We start from the raw sequence: 18,616 nt of genomic DNA on the forward strand, positions 1-18,616 counted from the left end.
GAGCGGGGCCTGTGCGCCCCGCGCCAAGGAGCAAGCTATGAAATCCTCTTCTTCTTTTTCCCTGTCCGCACCGCTTGCCGTGGTGGCTGATGTTGAGTCGCAGCCCGGTTCCTGGGGGCAACTCCTGGGCAGCAGCGTGCGCGCCGCAGTGCTGGTGATGCTGGTCACCGGCATTGCCTACCCGCTGTTGACCACGGGCGTGGCCCAGGCCGTGTTTCCACAGGCGGCCAACGGCAGTCTGGTGATGCGCGATGGCCAGATCGTGGGTTCGGCCCTGATTGGCCAGCAATTCGATGCTGCGGCCTATTTCCATGGCCGACCCAGTGCCACCCTGGGGCCTGACTCCGCCAAGGAAGGTGCCAGCATCGCCACGCCCTACAACGCCGGTGCATCCGGTGCCAGCAATCAGGGCGTAACCCACAAGGATCTGGCTGAGACCGTGGCCGCCCGCGTGGCGCAGTACCGCGCCGACAACGGTCTGGCCACCGGGGTCTCCGTGCCTGTGGATGCGGTGACGGCTTCGGCCTCGGGCCTCGATCCCCATATCTCGCCGGCCAATGCTGCGTTGCAGCTGCCGCGCGTAGCCAGGGAGCGTGGCTTGACGCTGGCGCAGCTGCAGCAGCTGGTGAGACAGAGCACCGAGCAACGCAGCCTGTTTTTTCTGGGTGAGCCACGGGTGAATGTGCTGCAGCTGAATCTGGCGCTGGATGCCTTGAGCAAACCAGTCGTCACCTCTGCTGCGGCCAAGGAGTAAGCCATGAGCAACAAAAATATGAAGGCTGGCAGCAGCCTGTTCGATGCCAAGCTGGTGCGCTCTGCCTTGTGGGGTGCGGTATGCAAGCTGTCCCCACGCACGCAGTGGGCCAATCCGGTGATGTTCGTGGTCTATCTGGGCGCCATGCTGACCAGCTTGCTGTGGGTGCAGGGCCTGATGGAGCCGGGCAGCGAGAACCTGAGCTTTACGCTGGCAATTGCGCTGTGGCTGTGGTTTACCGTGCTGTTTGCCAACTTTGCCGAAGCGCTGGCCGAGGGCCGCAGCCGCGCCCAGGCCGCCAGCCTGCGCGGCATGAAACGCGACACCGTGGCCAAGGTGCTGCAGCAGCCGCGCTATGACAGTTCCTGGATTCCCATGCGTGCCAGCGAGCTGCGCAAGGGCGTAACCTTGCTGGTGGAAGCCGGCGATGTGATTGCGCTGGACGGCACGGTCATCGCAGGCGTGGCCTCGGTGGACGAAAGCGCTATTACCGGCGAATCGGCTCCGGTGATCCGGGAAGCCGGTGGTGATTTTTCATCGGTCACCGGCGGCACGCGCGTGCTGTCCGACTGGCTGGTAATGGAAGTCACCGTCAATCCCGGCGAATCGTTTCTGGACCGCATGATCTCCATGGTCGAATCGGCCAAGCGCCAGAAAACGCCGAACGAGCTGGCACTGTCCATCTTGCTGGTGGGGCTGACCCTGGTGTTCTTGTTGGTCATCGTCACGTTGTGGCCCTTCTCGGCCTTTGCTGTGGCTCAGGCCGGCAGCGGCTCGGTGGTCGGCATTGCGGTGCTGGTGGCGCTGCTGGTGTGCCTGATCCCGACCACGATTGGCGGCTTGCTGTCTGCCATTGGCGTGGCCGGCATGAGTCGCATGATGCAGGCCAATGTGATTGCCACGTCGGGCCGTGCCGTGGAGGCCGCAGGCGACGTGGATGTGCTGCTGCTGGACAAGACCGGCACCATCACCCTGGGCAATCGCCAGGCCAGCGAGTTCTTTCCTGCCCCCGGCGTGGGCGCCCAGCAACTGGCCGAGGCGGCCCAGCTGTCATCTCTGGCCGATGAAACCCCTGAAGGCCGCAGCGTGGTGACTCTGGCCAGAGAGCGCCACGGCCTGCCCGAACGCAGCACGGCGGATCTGCAGGCTGAATTCGTGCCGTTTACCGCCCAGACGCGCATGAGTGGCGTGGATCTGTCCACACCCCAAGGCCTGCGCAGCTTGCGCAAAGGTGCGGCCGATGCCGTGCGTCGCCATGTCGAAGCCCTGGGCGGCAGCCTGCCTGCTGCCGTGCAGCAGGCGGTGGACAATGTCTCGCGCAAGGGCAGCACGCCGCTGGTGGTGGCCGATGGCGCCAAGATACTGGGAGTGATCGAACTCAAGGACATCGTCAAACCCGGCATGCGCGATCGCTTTGCCGAGCTGCGCCGCATGGGCATTCAGACGGTGATGGTGACGGGGGACAACCCGCTCACGGCCGCCGCCATTGCTGCCGAAGCCGGCGTGGACGACTACCTGGCCGAAGCCCGGCCCGAAGACAAGCTGCAGCTGATTCGCAGCCACCAGGCTGCAGGCCGGCTGGTGGCCATGACGGGCGACGGCACCAACGATGCGCCAGCTCTGGCCCAGGCCGATGTGGCCGTGGCCATGAACAGCGGCACCCAGGCCGCCAAAGAGGCCGGCAATATGGTGGATCTGGACAGCAACCCGACCAAGCTGATCGAGGTGGTGGAAACCGGCAAGCAGATGCTGATGACGCGCGGCGCGCTGACCACTTTCAGCATTGCCAACGACGTGGCCAAGTATTTCGCCATCATTCCTGCCGCCTTCGTGGGGACTTATCCACAGCTGGCCTCGCTCAACGTGATGCAGCTGCACAGCGCGGACTCGGCCATTCTGAGTGCGGTGATCTTCAACGCGCTGATCATCATCGCCCTGGTGCCGCTGGCCTTGCGCGGCGTGTCCTATCGCGCCGTGGGTGCCGCTGTGCTGCTGCGCCGCAATCTGCTGATCTATGGCCTGGGCGGGCTGATCGTGCCCTTTGTCGGTATCAAGCTCATCGACATGCTGCTGGCCGCGCTGGGCCTGGTCTAAGCGCCGGCCTGCAGGTTCGCTTTTCTCTGTCTCTTGTCTTGCCTGCTTTCCATGCCCAGCGCTCATGCGCCAGGGCTGGAGGCGGCTGGCTCTGCTATTTCTTCATCATGTGCCCCTCTTTCAAAAAATCTCTGGTGTTGCTGCGTTCCGTGACTGTGGTTTTCGGCGCGCTAGCCTGTATGTTTTCAATGCCAAATATGGCTCAAGCCCAGGAGGTGATTGCGCAAGAAGCTACGCCTTCTGTAGCGCAAGATGTGCCGCAGTCCCCGCCTGCGATCAGCGGCAGCCTGGGCTTGCAGTCCGACTACCGCTTTCGCGGCATTTCGCAGACCTGGCGTGGTGCCGCCGTGCAAGCCGGCGTGGAGCTGGCCTTGCCCCGGGGCTGGTATCTGGGAACCTGGCTGTCCAATGTCTCCACCCACAGCTACGGTCAAGGCCAGGGTCTGGAGCACGATCTCTATGGTGGCTGGCGTGGTGATGTGCTGCCAGACTGGAAACTGGATGCAGGTCTGCTGCACTACCGTTACCCCGGCGCGCGTCTGAATGCCGCGGATGGCCGCAGCCAGCGCTTTGATACCACCGAGGCCTATCTGGGGGCCACGCATGGCGGCTTCAATGTCAAATGGTCGCTGGCGCTGACGCCTTACTTCGGCTTGCGGGAAAGCACGGCAGCCTCCGCCTTTGCGACGGCACTCACGCCAGCGGGCAGCACCCGCGGCAGCCAGTATCTGGACCTGAACTATCAGCATCCGCTGGGCGACTGGGCCACGCTGGGCCTGCATGCGGGCTACACCCATGTGCGCAATTACAGCGAGGTTTCGTATGCGGACTGGCGGGTTTCGCTGGCCAGGACATGGGGCGCATGGACGGCTTCTGCCGCCTGGGTGGGCACATCGGCTGATGACAGCTATTACAGCGCGGTCAACAGCCAGGGGCGTATGCGCAGCCTGGGTCGCAGCGGTCTGGTCCTGGGCCTGAGTGCGGCGTTCTGATGCGGGCGAGAGTGATACGCTGATATCCCCATGCCAAGCAACAACACCTCCATGGCCCCGCGTCCCGACCCCGATGCGCTGGTCGCTCAGTTGCAAGCCGAGCAGCAGCAGGCGCAACGGGGCAAGCTGCGCATTTACTTTGGCTCCAACGCCGGTGTAGGCAAAACCTATGCCATGTTGGCGGCCGCGCAGCGCGAGCGCCAGGCGGGCCGGGAGGTGCTGGTGGGCCTGGTTGAAACCCATGGCCGGGCCGAGACCGAGCAGCAGCTGCACACGCTGGAGCTGCTGCCGCGGCGCATGCTCAACTACCAAGGCAAGCAGCTGCCGGAGTTCGATCTGGATGCAGCACTGCTGCGCCGCCCCGGCGTGTTGCTGCTGGACGAGCTGGCCCATAGCAATGTGGCCGGTTCGCGCCACCCCAAGCGCTGGCAGGATGTGCAGGAGCTGCTGGATGCGGGCATCGATGTCTGGACCACGCTGAACGTCCAGCACCTGGAGAGCCTCAATGATGTGGTCGGTGGCATCGTGGGCATACAGGTGCACGAGACCGTTCCGGATCAGATTTTCGATGAAGCCGATGAGGTCATCGTCGTAGATATCCCGCCGGAAGAGCTGCTCAAGCGGCTCAAGTCCGGCAAGGTCTATCCGCTGGAGCAGGCCGAGCGTGCTTCGCGCAACTTCTTTCGCCTGGGCAATCTTCTGGCTTTGCGCGAGCTGGCGCTGCGCCGCACGGCCGATCGCGTGGACGAAGACATGCGCGACTACCGGCGCGAGCGCGCGATTGGCGAAGTCTGGCCCGCACGCGAGCGGCTGCTGGTAGGCATTGGTGGCCGTGCCGGCGATGGCGCATTGGTACGACAGGTGGCGCGGTTGGCGCGCCGGCTGGAGGCCGAGTGGGTGGTGGTCTATGTGGATGCGCCCGAGCGCCAGCACCGCCCGCGCCCCGTGCAGGAAGCGGTGCTCAAGACGCTGGCGCTGGCGGCACGCCTGGGTGCGGATACCGCCACCATTCCCGGTGCCGATGTGGCGCAGGCGCTGGTGGACTTTGCGCGTGAGCGCAACGCCAGCCATCTGGTGCTGGCACGGGTGCAGCAGCGCCTCAATCGCTGGCTGCCATGGCGGCGGCCCAGCCTGCCTGAGCAGATTGCTCTGCTCAACCCGGGCCTGGACGTGCTGGTGTTGTCGGTCAATAGCTCCAGAAACGAGAGCGTTCCGCCGGAACCTGTCAGTTCAAGCCGTGGTTTTTCCTGGAAGGGGTATGTGGGCGTCACGCTGGCCTGCTTTGCCGCTGCCGGCCTGGCCGCACTGTTGCTGGAGGTGTTTGACCCGGCCAATGTGGTCATGTTGTTCCTGCTGGTGGTAGTGCTCTCTTCGCTGCGCTGGGGGCGCGGGCCGGGGGCCTGGGCGGCGCTGCTGTCGGTGCTGCTGTTCGATTTTTACTTTGTGCCGCCGCGCAATTCCTTCAGCGTCAATGACACGCAATACATCTTCACTTTCTGCCTGATGCTGGGCGTGGCCCTGGTCTGCGGCCAACTGATGGCGCGGCTGCGCCGCGAGGCCAGGGTGGCGGCCGAGCGCGAGCGGCGTGCCGGTGCGCTGGCGCGACTGGCGCGGGATCTGTCGGGTGCGCTCACGCAGGAGCAGGTCACGCAGATTGCCTTGTCCACCATCGCCGGCGTTTTCGATGCCCAGGCCGGTCTGTTGCTGCCGGACAGCGAAGAACAGCTGCATATTGTCAGTGGCAGCGAAGGCGTGATCGACACCAGCGTGGCCCGCTGGAGCATGGAGCATGGCCAGATGGCCGGCCACGGAACCGACACCTTGGCCGCCACCGCTGCGCTGTATGTGCCGCTGATGGCGCCCGTGCGCTCCCGCGGCGTGCTGGCGCTGCAGCTGCGTCAGCCCGAGCGCCTGCGCGTACCCGAGGAGCGCCGCCTGCTGGACGCCTGTGCCAGCCAGATATCTCTGGCGCTGGAGCGCGTGCACTTTGTGCAGGTGGCGCAGCAGACCCAGGTGGCCATGGAGGGGGAGCGCATGCGCAACACCTTGCTGTCTGCCGTGTCGCATGACTTGCGCACGCCGCTGACCGGTATTCTGGGGGCGGCGCAGGCTGCCTTGCCCCATGTGCCTGCCGGCCCTGCGGCCGATATGCTGGTGCAGATACGCAATCAGGCCCAGGCCATGCAGCAGCTGGTGGACAACCTGCTGGCCATGGCACGCCTGCAGCAAGGCGGCGTGCATCTGAAGCGCGAATGGCTGCCGGTGGACGAGCTGGTGGGCAGCGCCCTGCAGCAGATGCGCGAGCGCCTGGCGGCCCATGTGCTGCGCACCGATGTGCCCGTGGATTTGCCGCTGCTGCATATCGATGCCGTGCTGATGGAGCGCGTGCTGGTGAACCTGCTGGATAACGCAGCCAAATACACGCCGCCGGGTACGCCGATTACCGTGGCTGCGCGGCTGGATGGCGCGGACTGCCTGGTCACCGTGGAGGATGCCGGCCCCGGCTTGCCCGCCCATGTGGAGCCGGTGCAGCTGTTCGAGCCGTTTACACGCGGCGAAACCGAATCTGCCGTCTCCGGCATGGGGTTGGGACTGACGCTGGCGCAGCGCATTGTGAAAGTGCATGGCGGCAGCCTGCTGGCCGAAACGCTGGAGCCGGGGCCTGGAACCGTGTTCACCATTCGTCTGCCCGTGCCGGATCAGCCGGCCATTGATGAATAGCGCCGACAATGCTTTGCCAGATTGAGCTTTGAGACATGAACCACGCTGCCCCCCGTATTTTGCTGATTGAAGACGATGCCAGCATCCGCCGCTTTGTGCGCCTGGCACTGGAAGACGAAGGCTGGCAGGTGTTCGAGGCCGACACCGCCAAGCGCGGCCTGATCGAAGCCGCCAGCCGCCAGCCCGATGCCGTGGTGCTGGATCTGGGTCTGCCCGATGCCGATGGCAAAAGCGTGATCAGCGAGCTGCGCGGCTGGAGCCAGCTGCCGATTCTGGTGCTTTCGGCGCGCGAGCGTGAGGAAGAAAAAGTGGCGGCCCTTGATGCCGGGGCCGACGACTATCTGAGCAAGCCTTTCGGCATTCCCGAGCTGCTGGCCCGCCTGCGCGTGATGCTGCGCCGCCGCCAGCAATCCACGGCCGGAGACAGGAGCGGCAGCCTGGCGCGCTTTGGCGATGTGACCGTGGACCTGGCAAGCCATGAAGTGCGGCGCGGCGATGCCTCCATTCACCTGACGCCGATTGAATTTCGCCTGTTGGCAGCCTTGATTGCCGGACACGGCCGAGTGCTGACCCATAGGCAATTGCTGCTGCAGGTCTGGGGGCCGGAATACCTGGACCGACCCCACTATCTGCGCGTGCACATGGCCAATCTGCGCCAGAAGCTGGAAGTGGACGCCGCCCAGCCCCGCCATCTGTTGACCGAACTGCAAGTGGGCTACCGGATTGTGGGGTTATGAGAGTGTGTTGACGGTCTCCTCGGCACCGCGCCAGTGTCTTTGCGGGATGAGATGCTAGGCGCGGGTGCGCAGCAAGGCTATTGCCTTGCAAGCGACCGCAACACCGCAGAGCGCCCGCAAAGGCCCTGGCCCGAAGGGTTGAGGCGAAATCGGGCGATTTCTTCGCGCTGCGGCTGGCTTGCACCCCGGTGCAATCTACTCCACACCGCATCGAACTCATCCCGATTGCGCCTCAACGCGGCTGCGTAGAGATCGTCAACACACTCTCTGTGCCTATACCCTTATAATTGCCGTCCATCCGAGGAGCGTTGCAGCGTTCCCCAGCCGGCCAAGAGCTAGGCATCAGCGGGGCGTGAGGCTCGGATCCTTCGATTTATCGATTCCGCAACGACGCTCACCCACGCTTTCTGTGCGGTGAGATGGCTTATCCCTCTTCTTCCGCTGAACGTGGTTTTTCATTCATTTTTTGGAGAAAACCATGAACGCTGCTGTTCGCTTCAACCCTGCCGATTCGGCCATCACCGACATCACCTTGGCCGACTGGGGTCGCAAGGAAATCCGCATCGCGGAAACCGAAATGCCCGGCCTGATGGCCATCCGCGAAGAATTCGCTGCTGCCCAGCCCTTGAAGGGCGCGCGCATCACCGGCTCGCTGCACATGACCATTCAGACGGCCGTGCTGATCGAGACTCTGAAGGACCTGGGCGCCGACGTGCGCTGGGCTTCGTGCAACATCTTCTCCACCCAGGACCACGCTGCCGCCGCCATCGCTGCCACCGGCACTCCTGTGTACGCCATCAAGGGCGAGTCGCTGGAAGATTACTGGAACTACACTCACAGCATCTTTGAATTCGGCGCCGCCGGCACCGAAAACGAAGGCCCCAACATGATCCTGGACGACGGCGGCGATGCCACCATGCTGTTGCACCTGGGTCAGAAGGCCGAGAAGGATCTGTCCGTGCTGGCCAACCCCGGCAGCGAAGAAGAAAAAATCGTCTTTGCCGCCATCAAGGCCAAGCTGGCCGTGGACGCCACCTGGTACACCCGCAAGTCGGCCCAGATCCTGGGCGTGACCGAAGAGACCACCACCGGCGTGCACCGCCTCAACGAGATGTCGGCCAACGGCAGCCTGCTGTTCCGCGCCATCAACGTGAACGACTCGGTGACCAAGTCCAAGTTCGACAACCTGTACGGCTGCCGCGAATCGCTGGTGGACGGCATCAAGCGCGCCACCGACGTGATGATCGCCGGCAAGGTCGCTTGCGTGGCCGGCTACGGCGACGTGGGCAAGGGCTGCGCCCAGGCTCTGCGCGCTTTGAGCGCCCAGGTGTGGGTGACGGAAGTTGATCCCATCAACGCCCTGCAAGCCGCCATGGAAGGCTACAAGGTCGTGACCATGGAATATGCCGCCGACAAGTGCGACATCTTCGTGACCACCACCGGCAACAAGGACATCATTCGCCACGAGCACATGGTGGCCATGAAGGACCAGGCCATCGTCTGCAACATCGGTCACTTCGACAATGAAATCGACGTGGCTTCGATCGAGAAGTACGAGTGGGAAGAAGTCAAGCCTCAGGTGGATCAGATCAAGTTCCCGGACGGCAAGAAGATCACCCTGCTGGCCAAGGGCCGTCTGGTGAACCTGGGTTGCGCCACCGGCCACCCCAGCTTTGTGATGAGCGCTTCGTTTGCCAACCAGACCATCGCCCAGATCGAGCTGTTCACACGCCCTGACGCCTACGAAGTGGGCAAGGTCTATGTGCTGCCCAAGCTGCTGGACGAAAAAGTGGCCCGTCTGCACCTGAAGAAGGTCGGCGCCATGCTGACCGAGCTGACCGATGCCCAAGCTGCCTACATCGGTGTGAAGAAGGAAGGCCCTTACAAGCCTGAAACCTACCGCTATTAATTCGCGGTAGCTGCTGCACCGGCTGTCGGAAGTCGGTGCAGGCTCATTTATTTGATAGCTGTCAGCGCTGGGTTTGTCTGAATTTCAGATAGGTTCAATGCTGATAGTCAATGCAGTCAAGCGTTAGCTGCTGCAAAAAATACATTACTCAAAGCCCCGCTGCGTGTTGTTGCGCAGTGCCCGGCGCTGGATGTTTCAAAGGAAGCGACGCTATGCGCGCAGATGTTTTTTTGGTGGAAGCCGGTCATGCCTCCACACGCTCCCAGGCCCAGCGCCTGATTGCTTCGGGTGTGGAATGGCGTTTGACGCCTCTGGCGCCGTGGAAGAAGGTTGCCAAGAACGGTGACGAGATTCCTGCGGGTGCCGAGCTGCAGCTGCTGGACGCGGCCGAGGCGAAATACATCTCGCGCGGCGGTCTCAAGCTGGAAGGCGCTTTGCTGGCCACGGGCCTGAAGGTGGCCGGTCTGCGCTGCCTGGATGTGGGTCAGAGCACCGGCGGTTTTACCGACTGTCTGCTGCAGCAAGGTGCAACCCAGGTCATAGGCGTGGATGTGGGCCACGGCCAGTTGCATGATCGCCTGCGCGCCGACGAGCGCGTGATCTGCGTGGAAGGGCTGAACGCCCGCGCCATGACGGCCGAGAGCCTGATCGATGCCTGCGAGGAAGTACTGTCCGAGCGTTGGGAAGAAGATGCAGACGACAACGACACCCAGCCCGTGGCGCCCTATGCCTGGATGCGCAACGGCGGTCTGATCGACGAAGAGTACGACGACAGCGAAGACGCCAAAGAGCAGGACATTGAAAAGTTCAAGCTCGAACGCGCCAACAAGACCAAGGCCCGCGAGGAGGGTACGATTGCCACCGAGCGCCGCCGCAAGGCCGAGTTTGCCGATGTGAATGTGACGCCCGAGTTCGATTTCGTGACCGGCGATGTCTCCTTCATCTCGCTGACCCTGGTGCTGCCGGCCGTCGTGCGCCTGCTCAAGCCTCACGGCCATCTGTTGATGCTGGTCAAGCCCCAGTTCGAGCTGCAACCCGGCCAGGTGGGCAAGGGTGGCATTGTGCGCGATGCGGCGCTGTTCGCCGAAGTCGAGCAGCGCATTCGCGAATGCCTGGACGGCCTGGGCCTGAAGGTGCTCAAGTGGCTGGATTCGCCCATCGAAGGTGGCGACGGCAACCATGAGTTCTTTATCCATGCCCAGCAAGGTGCCCAGGTGCAAGCGTCGCCTGAAGTGCCTGCCGATGCGGCGCCCGCCAAGCCGGCAGTCAAGCGCGTATCGCGCACCACGCTGCGCGAGCAGCGCAACGAGCGCGTGATCAATCTGGACCCTGAAGCCGACAGCTTCGGCCAGCCAGGACCTGCACGCCCCAAGCAAAAAAAGCGCAACGAACGCTGAACGTTCTTAGCCCAGCGCATTGCACTCGTGATTTGACCCCGTGATTTGATTCAGAGACCAAGACCGCCATGAGTTTTCCGATCAGCTTCGAGTTTTTCCCCACCAAGACGCCCGAGGGCGCGGCCAAGCATGTGGGCGTGCGCCAGGCGCTGTATGCGCGCAAGCCGCAGTTTTGCTCCGTCACCTATGGTGCCGGCGGCTCTACTCAGTCCGGCACTTTCACCATGGTGGGGGATATCCAGAATGAAGGCGTGAGCGCGGCTTCGCACTTTTCCTGTATCGGTGCCACGCATGAGTCGGTGCGCAATGAGTTGAGCGCTCTCAAGGCCATGGGCGTCAAGCGCATCGTGGCCTTGCGCGGCGATCTGCCCAGCGGCTACGGCCTGGGTGGCGAGTTCCACTACGCCAGCGATCTTGTGGCTTTCGTGCGACAGGAATTCGGTGACTGGTTTCATATAGAAGTGGCCGCTTACCCTGAGTTTCACCCGCAATCAAAGTCCCCACGCGCCGATCTGGACGCATTTGTCGCTAAAGTACGGGCTGGCTCAGATTCCGCCATCACGCAATACTTCTACAATGCCGACGCATATTTCCGGTTTGTAGAGTCCGTGAATGGCATGGGAGTCGATGTTCCGGTCGTACCCGGCATCATGCCTATCACCAGCTCCACACAGCTGATGCGCTTCTCGGACGCCTGCGGCGCCGAGATCCCGCGCTGGATACGCCTGCGTCTGCAGGCCTTCGGAGATGACACTGCCTCCATCCGTTCCTTCGGACTGGACGTGGTGACCCATCTCTGCGAACAACTGCGCAGCCAGGGGGCTCCCGGGCTGCACTTTTATACGATGAACCAGAGCGTCGCCACTCTGGAGATCTGCGACCGACTGGGGCTGTAAGCGCACAACGCAACACGCCCGGCGGTGCAGTCTTGGGCGGCACTCACTTGAGCTAGTCAAGGAGATCCCGTCCATGCACATTCTGTTGTCGCGATGGCGTTGTTGTCAGTGGTGGGTTTTGGGTGCTGCCACGGCCATTTTGGCCGGTTGTGCGCCCACGCCCGAGTCCGGTGTCGATAGCGGCCAGACTCAAACCTCCGCGCGTGCCGCGATCAAGGGAGGCAAGCGCGCAGGAGCTGCCGGAGTCTCCGAGTCCCTGCCCGATGCTTATGCGCGCAGCCAGTATCGCGACAAAGGCTTGGGCATCAAGGCCAACAAGCCTACGGATGCAGACCATTCCGAAACGCCGGAAGACGCCAACAAATATGAGCTGAATCCTCCGCGCGAGAGTGATCAGCAAGGCCAGGCCTCCTGGTATGGCGAACAGTTCCATGGCCGCAAAACCGCCAGCGGCGAGCGCTTCGATCTCAATGAATTGACGGCAGCCCACAAGACGCTGCCATTCGGCACCCGCGTGTGCGTGCGCAGCGCTGTGACCGGCAAAAGCGTGGTGGTTCGCATCAATGACCGCGGGCCGTTTGCGCCCGGGCGCGTTATTGATTTGAGCAAGGCTGCGGCGCAGGAGCTGGGCATGCTGGGCCTGGGTATCAAACCCGTGGAGCTTTGGCAGCTCGATGCGGATGAGGACGAGTGTCCGGCTCAGCTCAATGCGTCGGCCAAGAAGAAGCCGCGCAGCAGCACGGCCAGTGCCAAGGCGAGCAGTGTGGCCAAAAGCAAGCCGCGAACCGTTGCACGCCAGAAAACCACGACCAAGGCCGCAGCGTCCAAAGTGGTGGCGGGCAATACGCGCCGCAAATAAGCCGGCTGGCGCGCCATCAAGACAGCATCAAAAAAGGGGCTCGCAGCCCCTTTTTCTGTTTTTGACCTTCGGTTAGATGCCGCCCGGCTTCAGCCGCCGGACTCCAGCGTGAAGGCCGCGTTGCCGTCCTGGCCCAGCAGCTTGACCATCTGCGGCATGGCAGGCTTGAGTTGCTCCTTCAGATTGAAGGGCGGGTTGATCAGGAACATGCCGCTGGCGGGCAGGCCGCCGCGTTCGGAAGTCTTGTTGCTCTTGACGGTGAGCGTGGCGTGCAGCCAGCTCTTGCCGGCCTTGGTGGCCATGGTCTTGAGACGCTTGGGCAGATCATGGGCGTCGGGGCGCGGAATGATGGGATACCAGACGGCATAGGTGCCGGTGGGGAAGCGCTTCATGCTGTCCGTCACCATGTCCAGCACCCGGCCGTAGTCGCTCTTCATTTCATAGCTTGGATCGCACAGCAGCAGTGCGCGGCGCGATGGCGGGGGCAGAAACTTCTTCACGCCCTCGAATCCGTCCTCGGGCAGCACGGTCACTTGTCGGTGTCTTTCCAGCTGACCCAGATTGCCCGCCAGGGAGCGCATGTCGGTAGGGTGCAGCTCAAAGGCCTTCAGGCGGTCGTGCGGGCGCAGCAGCGCCTGGGCGATGAAGGGCGAGCCAGGGTAGTTGCGCAGCTTTTCGCCCTGGTTGAAGGAGCGCACCATCTGCATATAGTCCTGCAGCACGGGGGCCAGCTCGGCTTCGTTGGCTGCGGCCAGGCGCAGCACGCCTTCTTCGGCCTCGCCGCTCTTGTTGGCGTAGTCGCCGTCCAGGCGGTACAGGCCTGCGCCGGCGTGGGTGTCGAGCACCGTCAGCGCTGCCTCCTTTTGCGTGAGGTATTGCACGGTGGCAATCAGGACGGTGTGCTTGAGCACATCGGCATGGTTGCCGGCATGGAAGGCGTGGCGATAACTGAACATAGGTGCTGATGGTAACCAGCCGCGCGACGCTCGTGAAGGCGTGTGGTGAAGGGCGATGCCCTTGGCGGCTGAAGGTTGTATGGGGGCCGAAAAACCGCGGCCAAACCGTTGCTGTGAAGTGGCAAATGGCCTTATTTGCCACAGCCTTTGGACGGAAACGACACGTGCTGCGGTGTTTTTGTATAATTGCGGGCTTCGCAGCGATTTTATGAGTCCCGCGGCGAAGTCTTGGGCTGTACTTGCTATAGCCCTAGAAATACCGCCTAAGAGGCTTCCTTTAAAGGTTTTCCTTTTTGAGAAGAAGCACCGACCGCGGAAAAGGACTCGCCAAACCCTCTTGAAAGAGAAAACTCATGTCTACATTCAGCGCAAAGCCCGCTGAGGTGCAACACGAGTGGTTTGTGATTGACGCCACCGATAAGGTGCTCGGACGTGTCGCCAGCGAAGTGGCACTCCGTCTGCGCGGCAAGCACAAAGCCATTTACACACCTCACGTTGATACCGGTGACTACATCGTCATCATCAATGCATCCAAGATCAAGGTCACTGGTACCAAGAATCTGGACAAGGTGTACTACCGTCACTCCGGTTACCCAGGCGGCATCACTGCCACCAACTTCCGCGATCTGCAGACGAAGTTCCCTGGCCGTGCTCTGGAAAAGGCCGTCAAGGGCATGCTGCCCAAGGGTCCTCTGGGCTACGCCATGATCAAGAAGCTGAAGGTGTACGGCGGTGCTGAACACCCCCATACCGCTCAGCAGCCCAAGGCTCTGGAAATCTAAGGAGACTAGAGATGATTGGTGATTGGAACAATGGTACCGGCCGTCGCAAGTCCAGCGTCGCACGTGTATTTCTGAAGAAGGGCTCCGGCAAGATCTCTGTGAATGGCAAAGACATTCAACAGTACTTCGGCCGCGAAACTTCCATCATGATCGCGAAGCAGCCTCTGGCTCTGACCGAGAACCTGGAAACTTTCGACATCCAGATCAACGTCCACGGTGGCGGTGAATCTGGTCAGGCTGGCGCAGCCCGCCACGGCATCACCCGTGCCCTGATCGACTATGACGCAGCTCTGAAGCCCGTCCTGAGCCAAGCCGGCTTTGTGACTCGCGATGCTCGTGAAGTCGAACGTAAGAAGGTCGGTCTGCGCTCCGCACGCCGCGCCAAGCAGTTCTCGAAGCGTTAATTCGCCTCCACTGCAGGAAGGTCTGTCTGGCTTGCCAGCTGGGCCTTCCCACAAAAAAGCCGCCTCGAACGCAAGTTTCCGGCGGCTTTTTTGTGGGCGTCTCAAAGCTCTTGGTGGCGGCTGCAAATGCCCTTACAGGGCCTGTCGACAAAGTGGCAGGGTCTGAATTCCCGAGCCTGTTGCTGTACCATTTCGACTAATCAAGAAAACTACGGAGTGTTGCCATGAGCGCCGTTGCCGAATCCCCCACCACAGAAATGCCCACCCCCATCGTCTTTACGGACAGCGCTGCCGCCAAGGTGGCCGATCTGATCGCCGAAGAGGGTAACCCCGATCTGAAACTGCGCGTGTTTGTGCAGGGTGGCGGCTGCTCGGGTTTTCAATATGGTTTCACTTTTGATGAAATCACCAACGAAGACGACACCACCATGACCAAGAACGGTGTGTCCCTGCTGATCGATGCCATGAGCTACCAGTACCTGCTGGGCGCCGAGATCGATTACAAGGAAGACCTGCAAGGTGCCCAGTTCGTGATCAAGAACCCCAATGCCACCACTACCTGTGGCTGTGGTTCCAGCTTCTCGGTTTAAGCCCATGGAGGCCGGCGCACCAGCTGCTGCTGCGCTGGTGAACGCACACTTGAAAGCCGCTGCCTGACAGCGGCTTTTTTGCGTCTGATGCATAGGAATTTTCTGGAGAAGGCTGATGGGAGAGATGACTGCGCCCGGCAGTGCGCCGCATAAAGAACGCTTGCTGTGGCTGGTCGCCATAGGCTTTTTCATGCAGTCGCTGGATGCGACCATTCTCAACACCGCCCTGCCGTCCATGGCCGAGGCGCTGGGCGAGAGCCCTTTGAAGATGCAGTCCGTCATTGTGGCCTATGCGCTGACCACCGCCATGCTGATTCCGGCCACGGGCTGGGTGGCGGATCGCTTTGGCACGCGCCGCATATACGGCTGGGCAATTGCCTTGTTTGTCATCGGCTCGGTGCTGTGCGCGCTCTCGCCCAGTCTGCCGTTTCTGGTCGCGGCCCGGGTGGTGCAGGGCGTGGGCGGGGCCATGATGCTGCCCGTGGGGCGGCTGGCCGTGCTGCGCACCTATCCGCGCGGCGAGTTCATCCGGGCCATGAGCTTTATTGCCATCCCGGGTCAGGTCGGGCCGCTGCTGGGCCCTACGCTAGGGGGCTGGATGGTGGAGTACGCCTCCTGGCACTGGATTTTCTGGATCAATGTCCCCGTGGGCATGCTCGGCCTGTGGGCCACCTGGCGCTGGTTCCCCAAGGCCCCGCCGGTGCAGGTGCGCAAGTTTGACGGCGCAGGCTATGCCTTGCTGGCTTTTGGCATGGTGGCGATCTCGATTGCGCTGGATGGCATGTCCGGCATGGGGCTGGGCATGGCCCTGGTGGTCGTGCTCATGGTGTTTGGCCTGGCCAGCCTGGCTAGCTACTGGATGCACGCCCTGCGTACCGAAACGCCCTTGTTTCCTCCGGCGCTGTTCAGCGTGCGTTCGCTGCGCGTGGGTCTGCTGGGCAATCTGTTCACCCGCTTTGGCAGCGGTGCTGCGCCGTTTCTGATTCCGCTGCTGCTGCAGATCGGACTGAAGATGTCGCCCATGAACGCGGGCATGATGATGCTGGCCACCGTGACCGGCAGCATGCTGGTCAAACGGGTGGCGGTGCGTACCGTGCAGCATTTTGGTTACAAGCGGGTGCTGCAGGTCAACTCCGTGATGCTGGCGGTGATGCTGGCTTCGTTCAGTCTGGTGACGGTGGGCACGCCGACCTGGCTGATTCTGCTGCAGCTGTTCATCTTTGGCGGCTTCAACTCCATGCAGTTTTCCGCCATGAACTCGGTCACGCTCAAGGACATGGAGGGCGAGTTCGCCAGCAGCGGCAACAGCCTGCTGTCCATGGTGCAGATGCTGGCCATGAGCATGGGGGTGGCCATTGCCGGCGCGCTGCTGACGGGCTATGCCGAAATGTGGCCCGGTGATGTGGACGACCGCATGCTGGCCATTCGTGCCACTTTTGCCACAGTGGCGCTGATGACGCTGGCCGCCACGCTGGTGTTCAGCCAGCTGGAGACGGATGAACCCGTACGGCCCGCGCCCGATGGCGGAGATGCTTGAGTCTTATCAATTTCATAGCGGGTAGCGTTTGCGATTGAAGGACTTCATGCCTTATCAGGCATGAAGTTCTGATATATCAAGCGCTAGCTGCTATCAAAAATAGGCGTCGAGCAAAACGTGGGCGCGGATCAGCTTTACGGAACTCCAGTGTTTACCCTTGGTATGCCGGATTTTGTGCGGGTTCTCACCAGTTTTTGCCAGGGATATAAGTCGCCCCACATAGGCAATATGGGGGCTGCAATATGTGAAGGTGGCAGTGCAGGCCGTAGTCTTGCACCATAGCCTGCACTGCCCGCGTTCCAAGTGGCACGCCGCTTGCGTGCAGGCCCGCAAATACCTGGCAAAGCCCTTGCCCCACGAATATGAGCACCAGCAACAGTCCACAGCCCATCCGCTTTTTCCATAGAGGCGAGGTGGTTCAGATCCAAGGCCCGCATCCCACCCGTTCGGTGCTGGAATGGTTGCGCGAAGACGCGCACTGCACCGGCACCAAAGAAGGCTGCAACGAAGGCGATTGCGGTGCTTGCACCGTGGTGATTGCCGAGCTGGCCGAAGACGGCGCCAAGGATGCCATCGGCGGCCTGCGCCTGCAGACGGTGAATGCCTGCATCCAGTTCCTGCCCAGCCTCAATGGCAAGGCCTTGTTCACGGTCGAAGACCTCAAGCCCATGGCCCAGTGCTCCGCAGCCGGCGCCCAGGGTTGTGCGGGAAAGTCCGGCCATTCAGAAGCGCAAAGCCTGCACCCGGTGCAGCAGGCGCTGGTGGACTGCCATGGCTCGCAATGCGGCTTCTGCACTCCCGGCTTTGCCATGTCGCTGTGGTCCAGCTATGAGCACCACCAGCAGCAGGGCAGCCAGCCCACGCGCCAGCAACTGGCCGACGAGCTTTCGGGCAATCTGTGCCGCTGCACAGGCTACCGCCCGATTCTGGATGCTGGCCAGCGCATGTTCGATCTGCCGGCCGTGCGCCTGGATGCCGCACCGGTCGTGGCGGCCTTGCAAGGCCTGCAGCATGGCGATGCCAGCTTCGACTATGCCGTTGCCAGCGGCTTGCGCACCGACCATTTTCACGCACCGCGCACGCTGGATGCGCTGGCCAGCCTGTGCGAAGCCAAGCCCCAGGCGCGCATCGTGGCCGGTTGCACCGATGTAGGCCTGTGGGTGAACAAGCAGTTCCGCGATCTGGGCGACATCCTCTACGTGGGCGATGTGAGCGAGATGAAGCGCATCGAGGTACGTGAGGATGCCGAAGGTGGCGAACTCTATATCGGTGCCGCAGCTTCGCTGGAAGCCGCCTGGAGCGCGCTGGCCCAGCGCTTTGAAAGCCTGACCGATGTCTGGCTGCGCTTTGCCTCCACTCCCATACGCCACGCCGGCACCATGGGCGGCAATGTGGCCAATGGCTCGCCCATCGGGGATTCGCCGCCGGTGCTGATGTCGCTGGATGCACAGATTGAACTACGCAAGGGCGAGCGCGTGCGCCGCATGCCGCTGCAGGACTTTTATCTGGACTATATGAAGAGCCAGCTGGAGCCCGGCGAGTTTGTGCAAGGCTTGGCCATTCCTCTGCATGTCAGCAGCCGTCAGGTGCGTGCCTACAAGATCAGCAAGCGCTTTGACTGTGATATTTCGGCCCTGTGCGCAGGTTTTTCCATCGAGCTCGATGGCGATGTGGTCAAGACCGTGCGCCTAGCTTTCGGCGGCATGGCCGCTACGGTAAGAAGAGCTGCTGGTGCAGAGTCCATGCTGCTTGGCAAGCCCTGGAGTCAGGAGAATGCCAAAGCCGCCCAGCTGGCTCTGGCCCAGGATTTCAAACCCATGAGCGATATGCGCGCCAGCGCCGACTATCGCCTGAAGGTCGCTCAAAACCTGATTCAACGCCTATGGCTGGAAACGCGTGCCGACCAGCCCATGGATACGCAAGCCACCAGCGTGTGGAGCGTGATGCCGCATGCCGCCATGACTGCCACCGTGGAGCAAGGAGACTGA

At 62.3% G+C, this 18,616-nt stretch carries 15 protein-coding genes and 1 riboswitch; of the genes, 14 read left to right on the top strand and 1 reads right to left on the bottom strand.

Annotated features, from left to right (window positions below):
- Window positions 1–37 precede the first annotated feature (37 nt).
- The 9 genes from kdpC (at window position 38) to ACNAZA_RS00305 (ending at window position 12,359) form a co-directional block, all read left to right on the top strand.
- On the top strand, window positions 38–754 hold the full coding sequence (gene kdpC / locus ACNAZA_RS00265; RefSeq protein ID WP_415794374.1) for a K(+)-transporting ATPase subunit C: 717 nt from the start codon (window positions 38–40) through the stop codon (window positions 752–754).
- Window positions 755–757: 3 nt separating this feature from the next.
- The gene (gene kdpB / locus ACNAZA_RS00270) at window positions 758–2,848 is read left to right on the top strand and encodes a potassium-transporting ATPase subunit KdpB (protein WP_415794375.1); all 2,091 of its coding nucleotides are present in this window, start codon (window positions 758–760) and stop codon (window positions 2,846–2,848) included.
- Between the two features lie 197 nt (window positions 2,849–3,045).
- On the top strand, window positions 3,046–3,840 hold the full coding sequence (locus ACNAZA_RS00275; protein WP_415794376.1) for a TorF family putative porin: 795 nt from the start codon (window positions 3,046–3,048) through the stop codon (window positions 3,838–3,840).
- Between the two features lie 30 nt (window positions 3,841–3,870).
- Window positions 3,871–6,561, top strand: coding sequence for a DUF4118 domain-containing protein (locus ACNAZA_RS00280; protein WP_415794378.1), 2,691 nt, complete (start codon window positions 3,871–3,873; stop codon window positions 6,559–6,561).
- A gap of 35 nt (window positions 6,562–6,596) precedes the next feature.
- On the top strand, window positions 6,597–7,298 hold the full coding sequence (gene kdpE / locus ACNAZA_RS00285) for a two-component system response regulator KdpE (RefSeq protein WP_415794379.1): 702 nt from the start codon (window positions 6,597–6,599) through the stop codon (window positions 7,296–7,298).
- Window positions 7,299–7,592: 294 nt separating this feature from the next.
- Window positions 7,593–7,701, top strand: a riboswitch (S-adenosyl-L-homocysteine riboswitch).
- Between the two features lie 75 nt (window positions 7,702–7,776).
- Window positions 7,777–9,207 (top strand): adenosylhomocysteinase, encoded by a 1,431-nt coding sequence (gene ahcY / locus ACNAZA_RS00290; RefSeq protein ID WP_415794380.1) that lies wholly within the window; start codon window positions 7,777–7,779, stop codon window positions 9,205–9,207.
- Between the two features lie 212 nt (window positions 9,208–9,419).
- Window positions 9,420–10,604 carry a TlyA family RNA methyltransferase gene (locus ACNAZA_RS00295; RefSeq protein ID WP_415794382.1) on the top strand — a complete coding sequence of 395 codons (1,185 nt, stop codon included), beginning with the start codon at window positions 9,420–9,422 and terminating at the stop codon, window positions 10,602–10,604.
- Window positions 10,605–10,672: 68 nt separating this feature from the next.
- On the top strand, window positions 10,673–11,500 hold the full coding sequence (gene metF, locus ACNAZA_RS00300) for a methylenetetrahydrofolate reductase [NAD(P)H] (RefSeq protein ID WP_415794383.1): 828 nt from the start codon (window positions 10,673–10,675) through the stop codon (window positions 11,498–11,500).
- A gap of 73 nt (window positions 11,501–11,573) precedes the next feature.
- Window positions 11,574–12,359, top strand: coding sequence for a septal ring lytic transglycosylase RlpA family protein (locus tag ACNAZA_RS00305; RefSeq protein WP_415794385.1), 786 nt, complete (start codon window positions 11,574–11,576; stop codon window positions 12,357–12,359).
- A gap of 89 nt (window positions 12,360–12,448) precedes the next feature.
- Here the strand turns inward: ACNAZA_RS00305 and ACNAZA_RS00310 are convergent, their stop codons facing one another.
- Window positions 12,449–13,315, bottom strand: a complete 867-nt coding sequence (locus ACNAZA_RS00310; protein WP_415794387.1) for a 23S rRNA (adenine(2030)-N(6))-methyltransferase RlmJ — start codon at window positions 13,313–13,315, stop codon at window positions 12,449–12,451.
- 353 nt (window positions 13,316–13,668) lie between these two features.
- Between ACNAZA_RS00310 and rplM the strand changes: the two genes are divergently transcribed.
- From rplM to xdhA, 5 genes are all read left to right on the top strand, one after another.
- Window positions 13,669–14,097: a 50S ribosomal protein L13 gene (rplM, locus tag ACNAZA_RS00315; RefSeq protein ID WP_120966204.1), complete on the top strand. Its 429-nt coding sequence runs from the start codon at window positions 13,669–13,671 to the stop codon at window positions 14,095–14,097.
- Between the two features lie 11 nt (window positions 14,098–14,108).
- Window positions 14,109–14,501, top strand: coding sequence for a 30S ribosomal protein S9 (gene rpsI / locus ACNAZA_RS00320; protein WP_120966205.1), 393 nt, complete (start codon window positions 14,109–14,111; stop codon window positions 14,499–14,501).
- 224 nt (window positions 14,502–14,725) lie between these two features.
- Window positions 14,726–15,091 (top strand): iron-sulfur cluster insertion protein ErpA, encoded by a 366-nt coding sequence (gene erpA, locus ACNAZA_RS00325; RefSeq protein ID WP_415794389.1) that lies wholly within the window; start codon window positions 14,726–14,728, stop codon window positions 15,089–15,091.
- Window positions 15,092–15,206: 115 nt separating this feature from the next.
- On the top strand, window positions 15,207–16,628 hold the full coding sequence (gene mdtD / locus ACNAZA_RS00330; protein ID WP_415794391.1) for a multidrug transporter subunit MdtD: 1,422 nt from the start codon (window positions 15,207–15,209) through the stop codon (window positions 16,626–16,628).
- A 362-nt stretch (window positions 16,629–16,990) separates the two neighbouring features.
- A complete protein-coding gene (gene xdhA / locus ACNAZA_RS00335; protein ID WP_415794393.1) occupies window positions 16,991–18,616 on the top strand; it encodes a xanthine dehydrogenase small subunit in 1,626 nt (541 codons plus the stop codon).

Source organism: Comamonas aquatilis, from assembly GCF_965139575.1.
GTDB lineage: Bacteria > Pseudomonadota > Gammaproteobacteria > Burkholderiales > Burkholderiaceae_C > Comamonas > Comamonas aquatilis.

Excerpts from the sequence above, each read along its gene's own strand:
- mdtD (WP_415794391.1), top strand. The coding sequence starts at position 15,207 with ATGGGAGAGATGACTGCGCCCGGCAGTGCGCCGCATAAAGAACGCTTG.
- ACNAZA_RS00310 (WP_415794387.1), bottom strand. The coding sequence starts at position 13,315 with ATGTTCAGTTATCGCCACGCCTTCCATGCCGGCAACCATGCCGATGTG.
- metF (WP_415794383.1), top strand. The coding sequence starts at position 10,673 with ATGAGTTTTCCGATCAGCTTCGAGTTTTTCCCCACCAAGACGCCCGAG.
- ahcY (WP_415794380.1), top strand. The coding sequence starts at position 7,777 with ATGAACGCTGCTGTTCGCTTCAACCCTGCCGATTCGGCCATCACCGAC.
- kdpB (WP_415794375.1), top strand. The coding sequence starts at position 758 with ATGAGCAACAAAAATATGAAGGCTGGCAGCAGCCTGTTCGATGCCAAG.
- kdpE (WP_415794379.1), top strand. The coding sequence starts at position 6,597 with ATGAACCACGCTGCCCCCCGTATTTTGCTGATTGAAGACGATGCCAGC.
- erpA (WP_415794389.1), top strand. The coding sequence starts at position 14,726 with ATGAGCGCCGTTGCCGAATCCCCCACCACAGAAATGCCCACCCCCATC.
- rplM (WP_120966204.1), top strand. The coding sequence starts at position 13,669 with ATGTCTACATTCAGCGCAAAGCCCGCTGAGGTGCAACACGAGTGGTTT.
- kdpC (WP_415794374.1), top strand. The coding sequence starts at position 38 with ATGAAATCCTCTTCTTCTTTTTCCCTGTCCGCACCGCTTGCCGTGGTG.
- ACNAZA_RS00280 (WP_415794378.1), top strand. The coding sequence starts at position 3,871 with ATGCCAAGCAACAACACCTCCATGGCCCCGCGTCCCGACCCCGATGCG.
- xdhA (WP_415794393.1), top strand. The coding sequence starts at position 16,991 with ATGAGCACCAGCAACAGTCCACAGCCCATCCGCTTTTTCCATAGAGGC.
- ACNAZA_RS00305 (WP_415794385.1), top strand. The coding sequence starts at position 11,574 with ATGCACATTCTGTTGTCGCGATGGCGTTGTTGTCAGTGGTGGGTTTTG.
- rpsI (WP_120966205.1), top strand. The coding sequence starts at position 14,109 with ATGATTGGTGATTGGAACAATGGTACCGGCCGTCGCAAGTCCAGCGTC.
- ACNAZA_RS00275 (WP_415794376.1), top strand. The coding sequence starts at position 3,046 with ATGGCTCAAGCCCAGGAGGTGATTGCGCAAGAAGCTACGCCTTCTGTA.
- ACNAZA_RS00295 (WP_415794382.1), top strand. The coding sequence starts at position 9,420 with ATGCGCGCAGATGTTTTTTTGGTGGAAGCCGGTCATGCCTCCACACGC.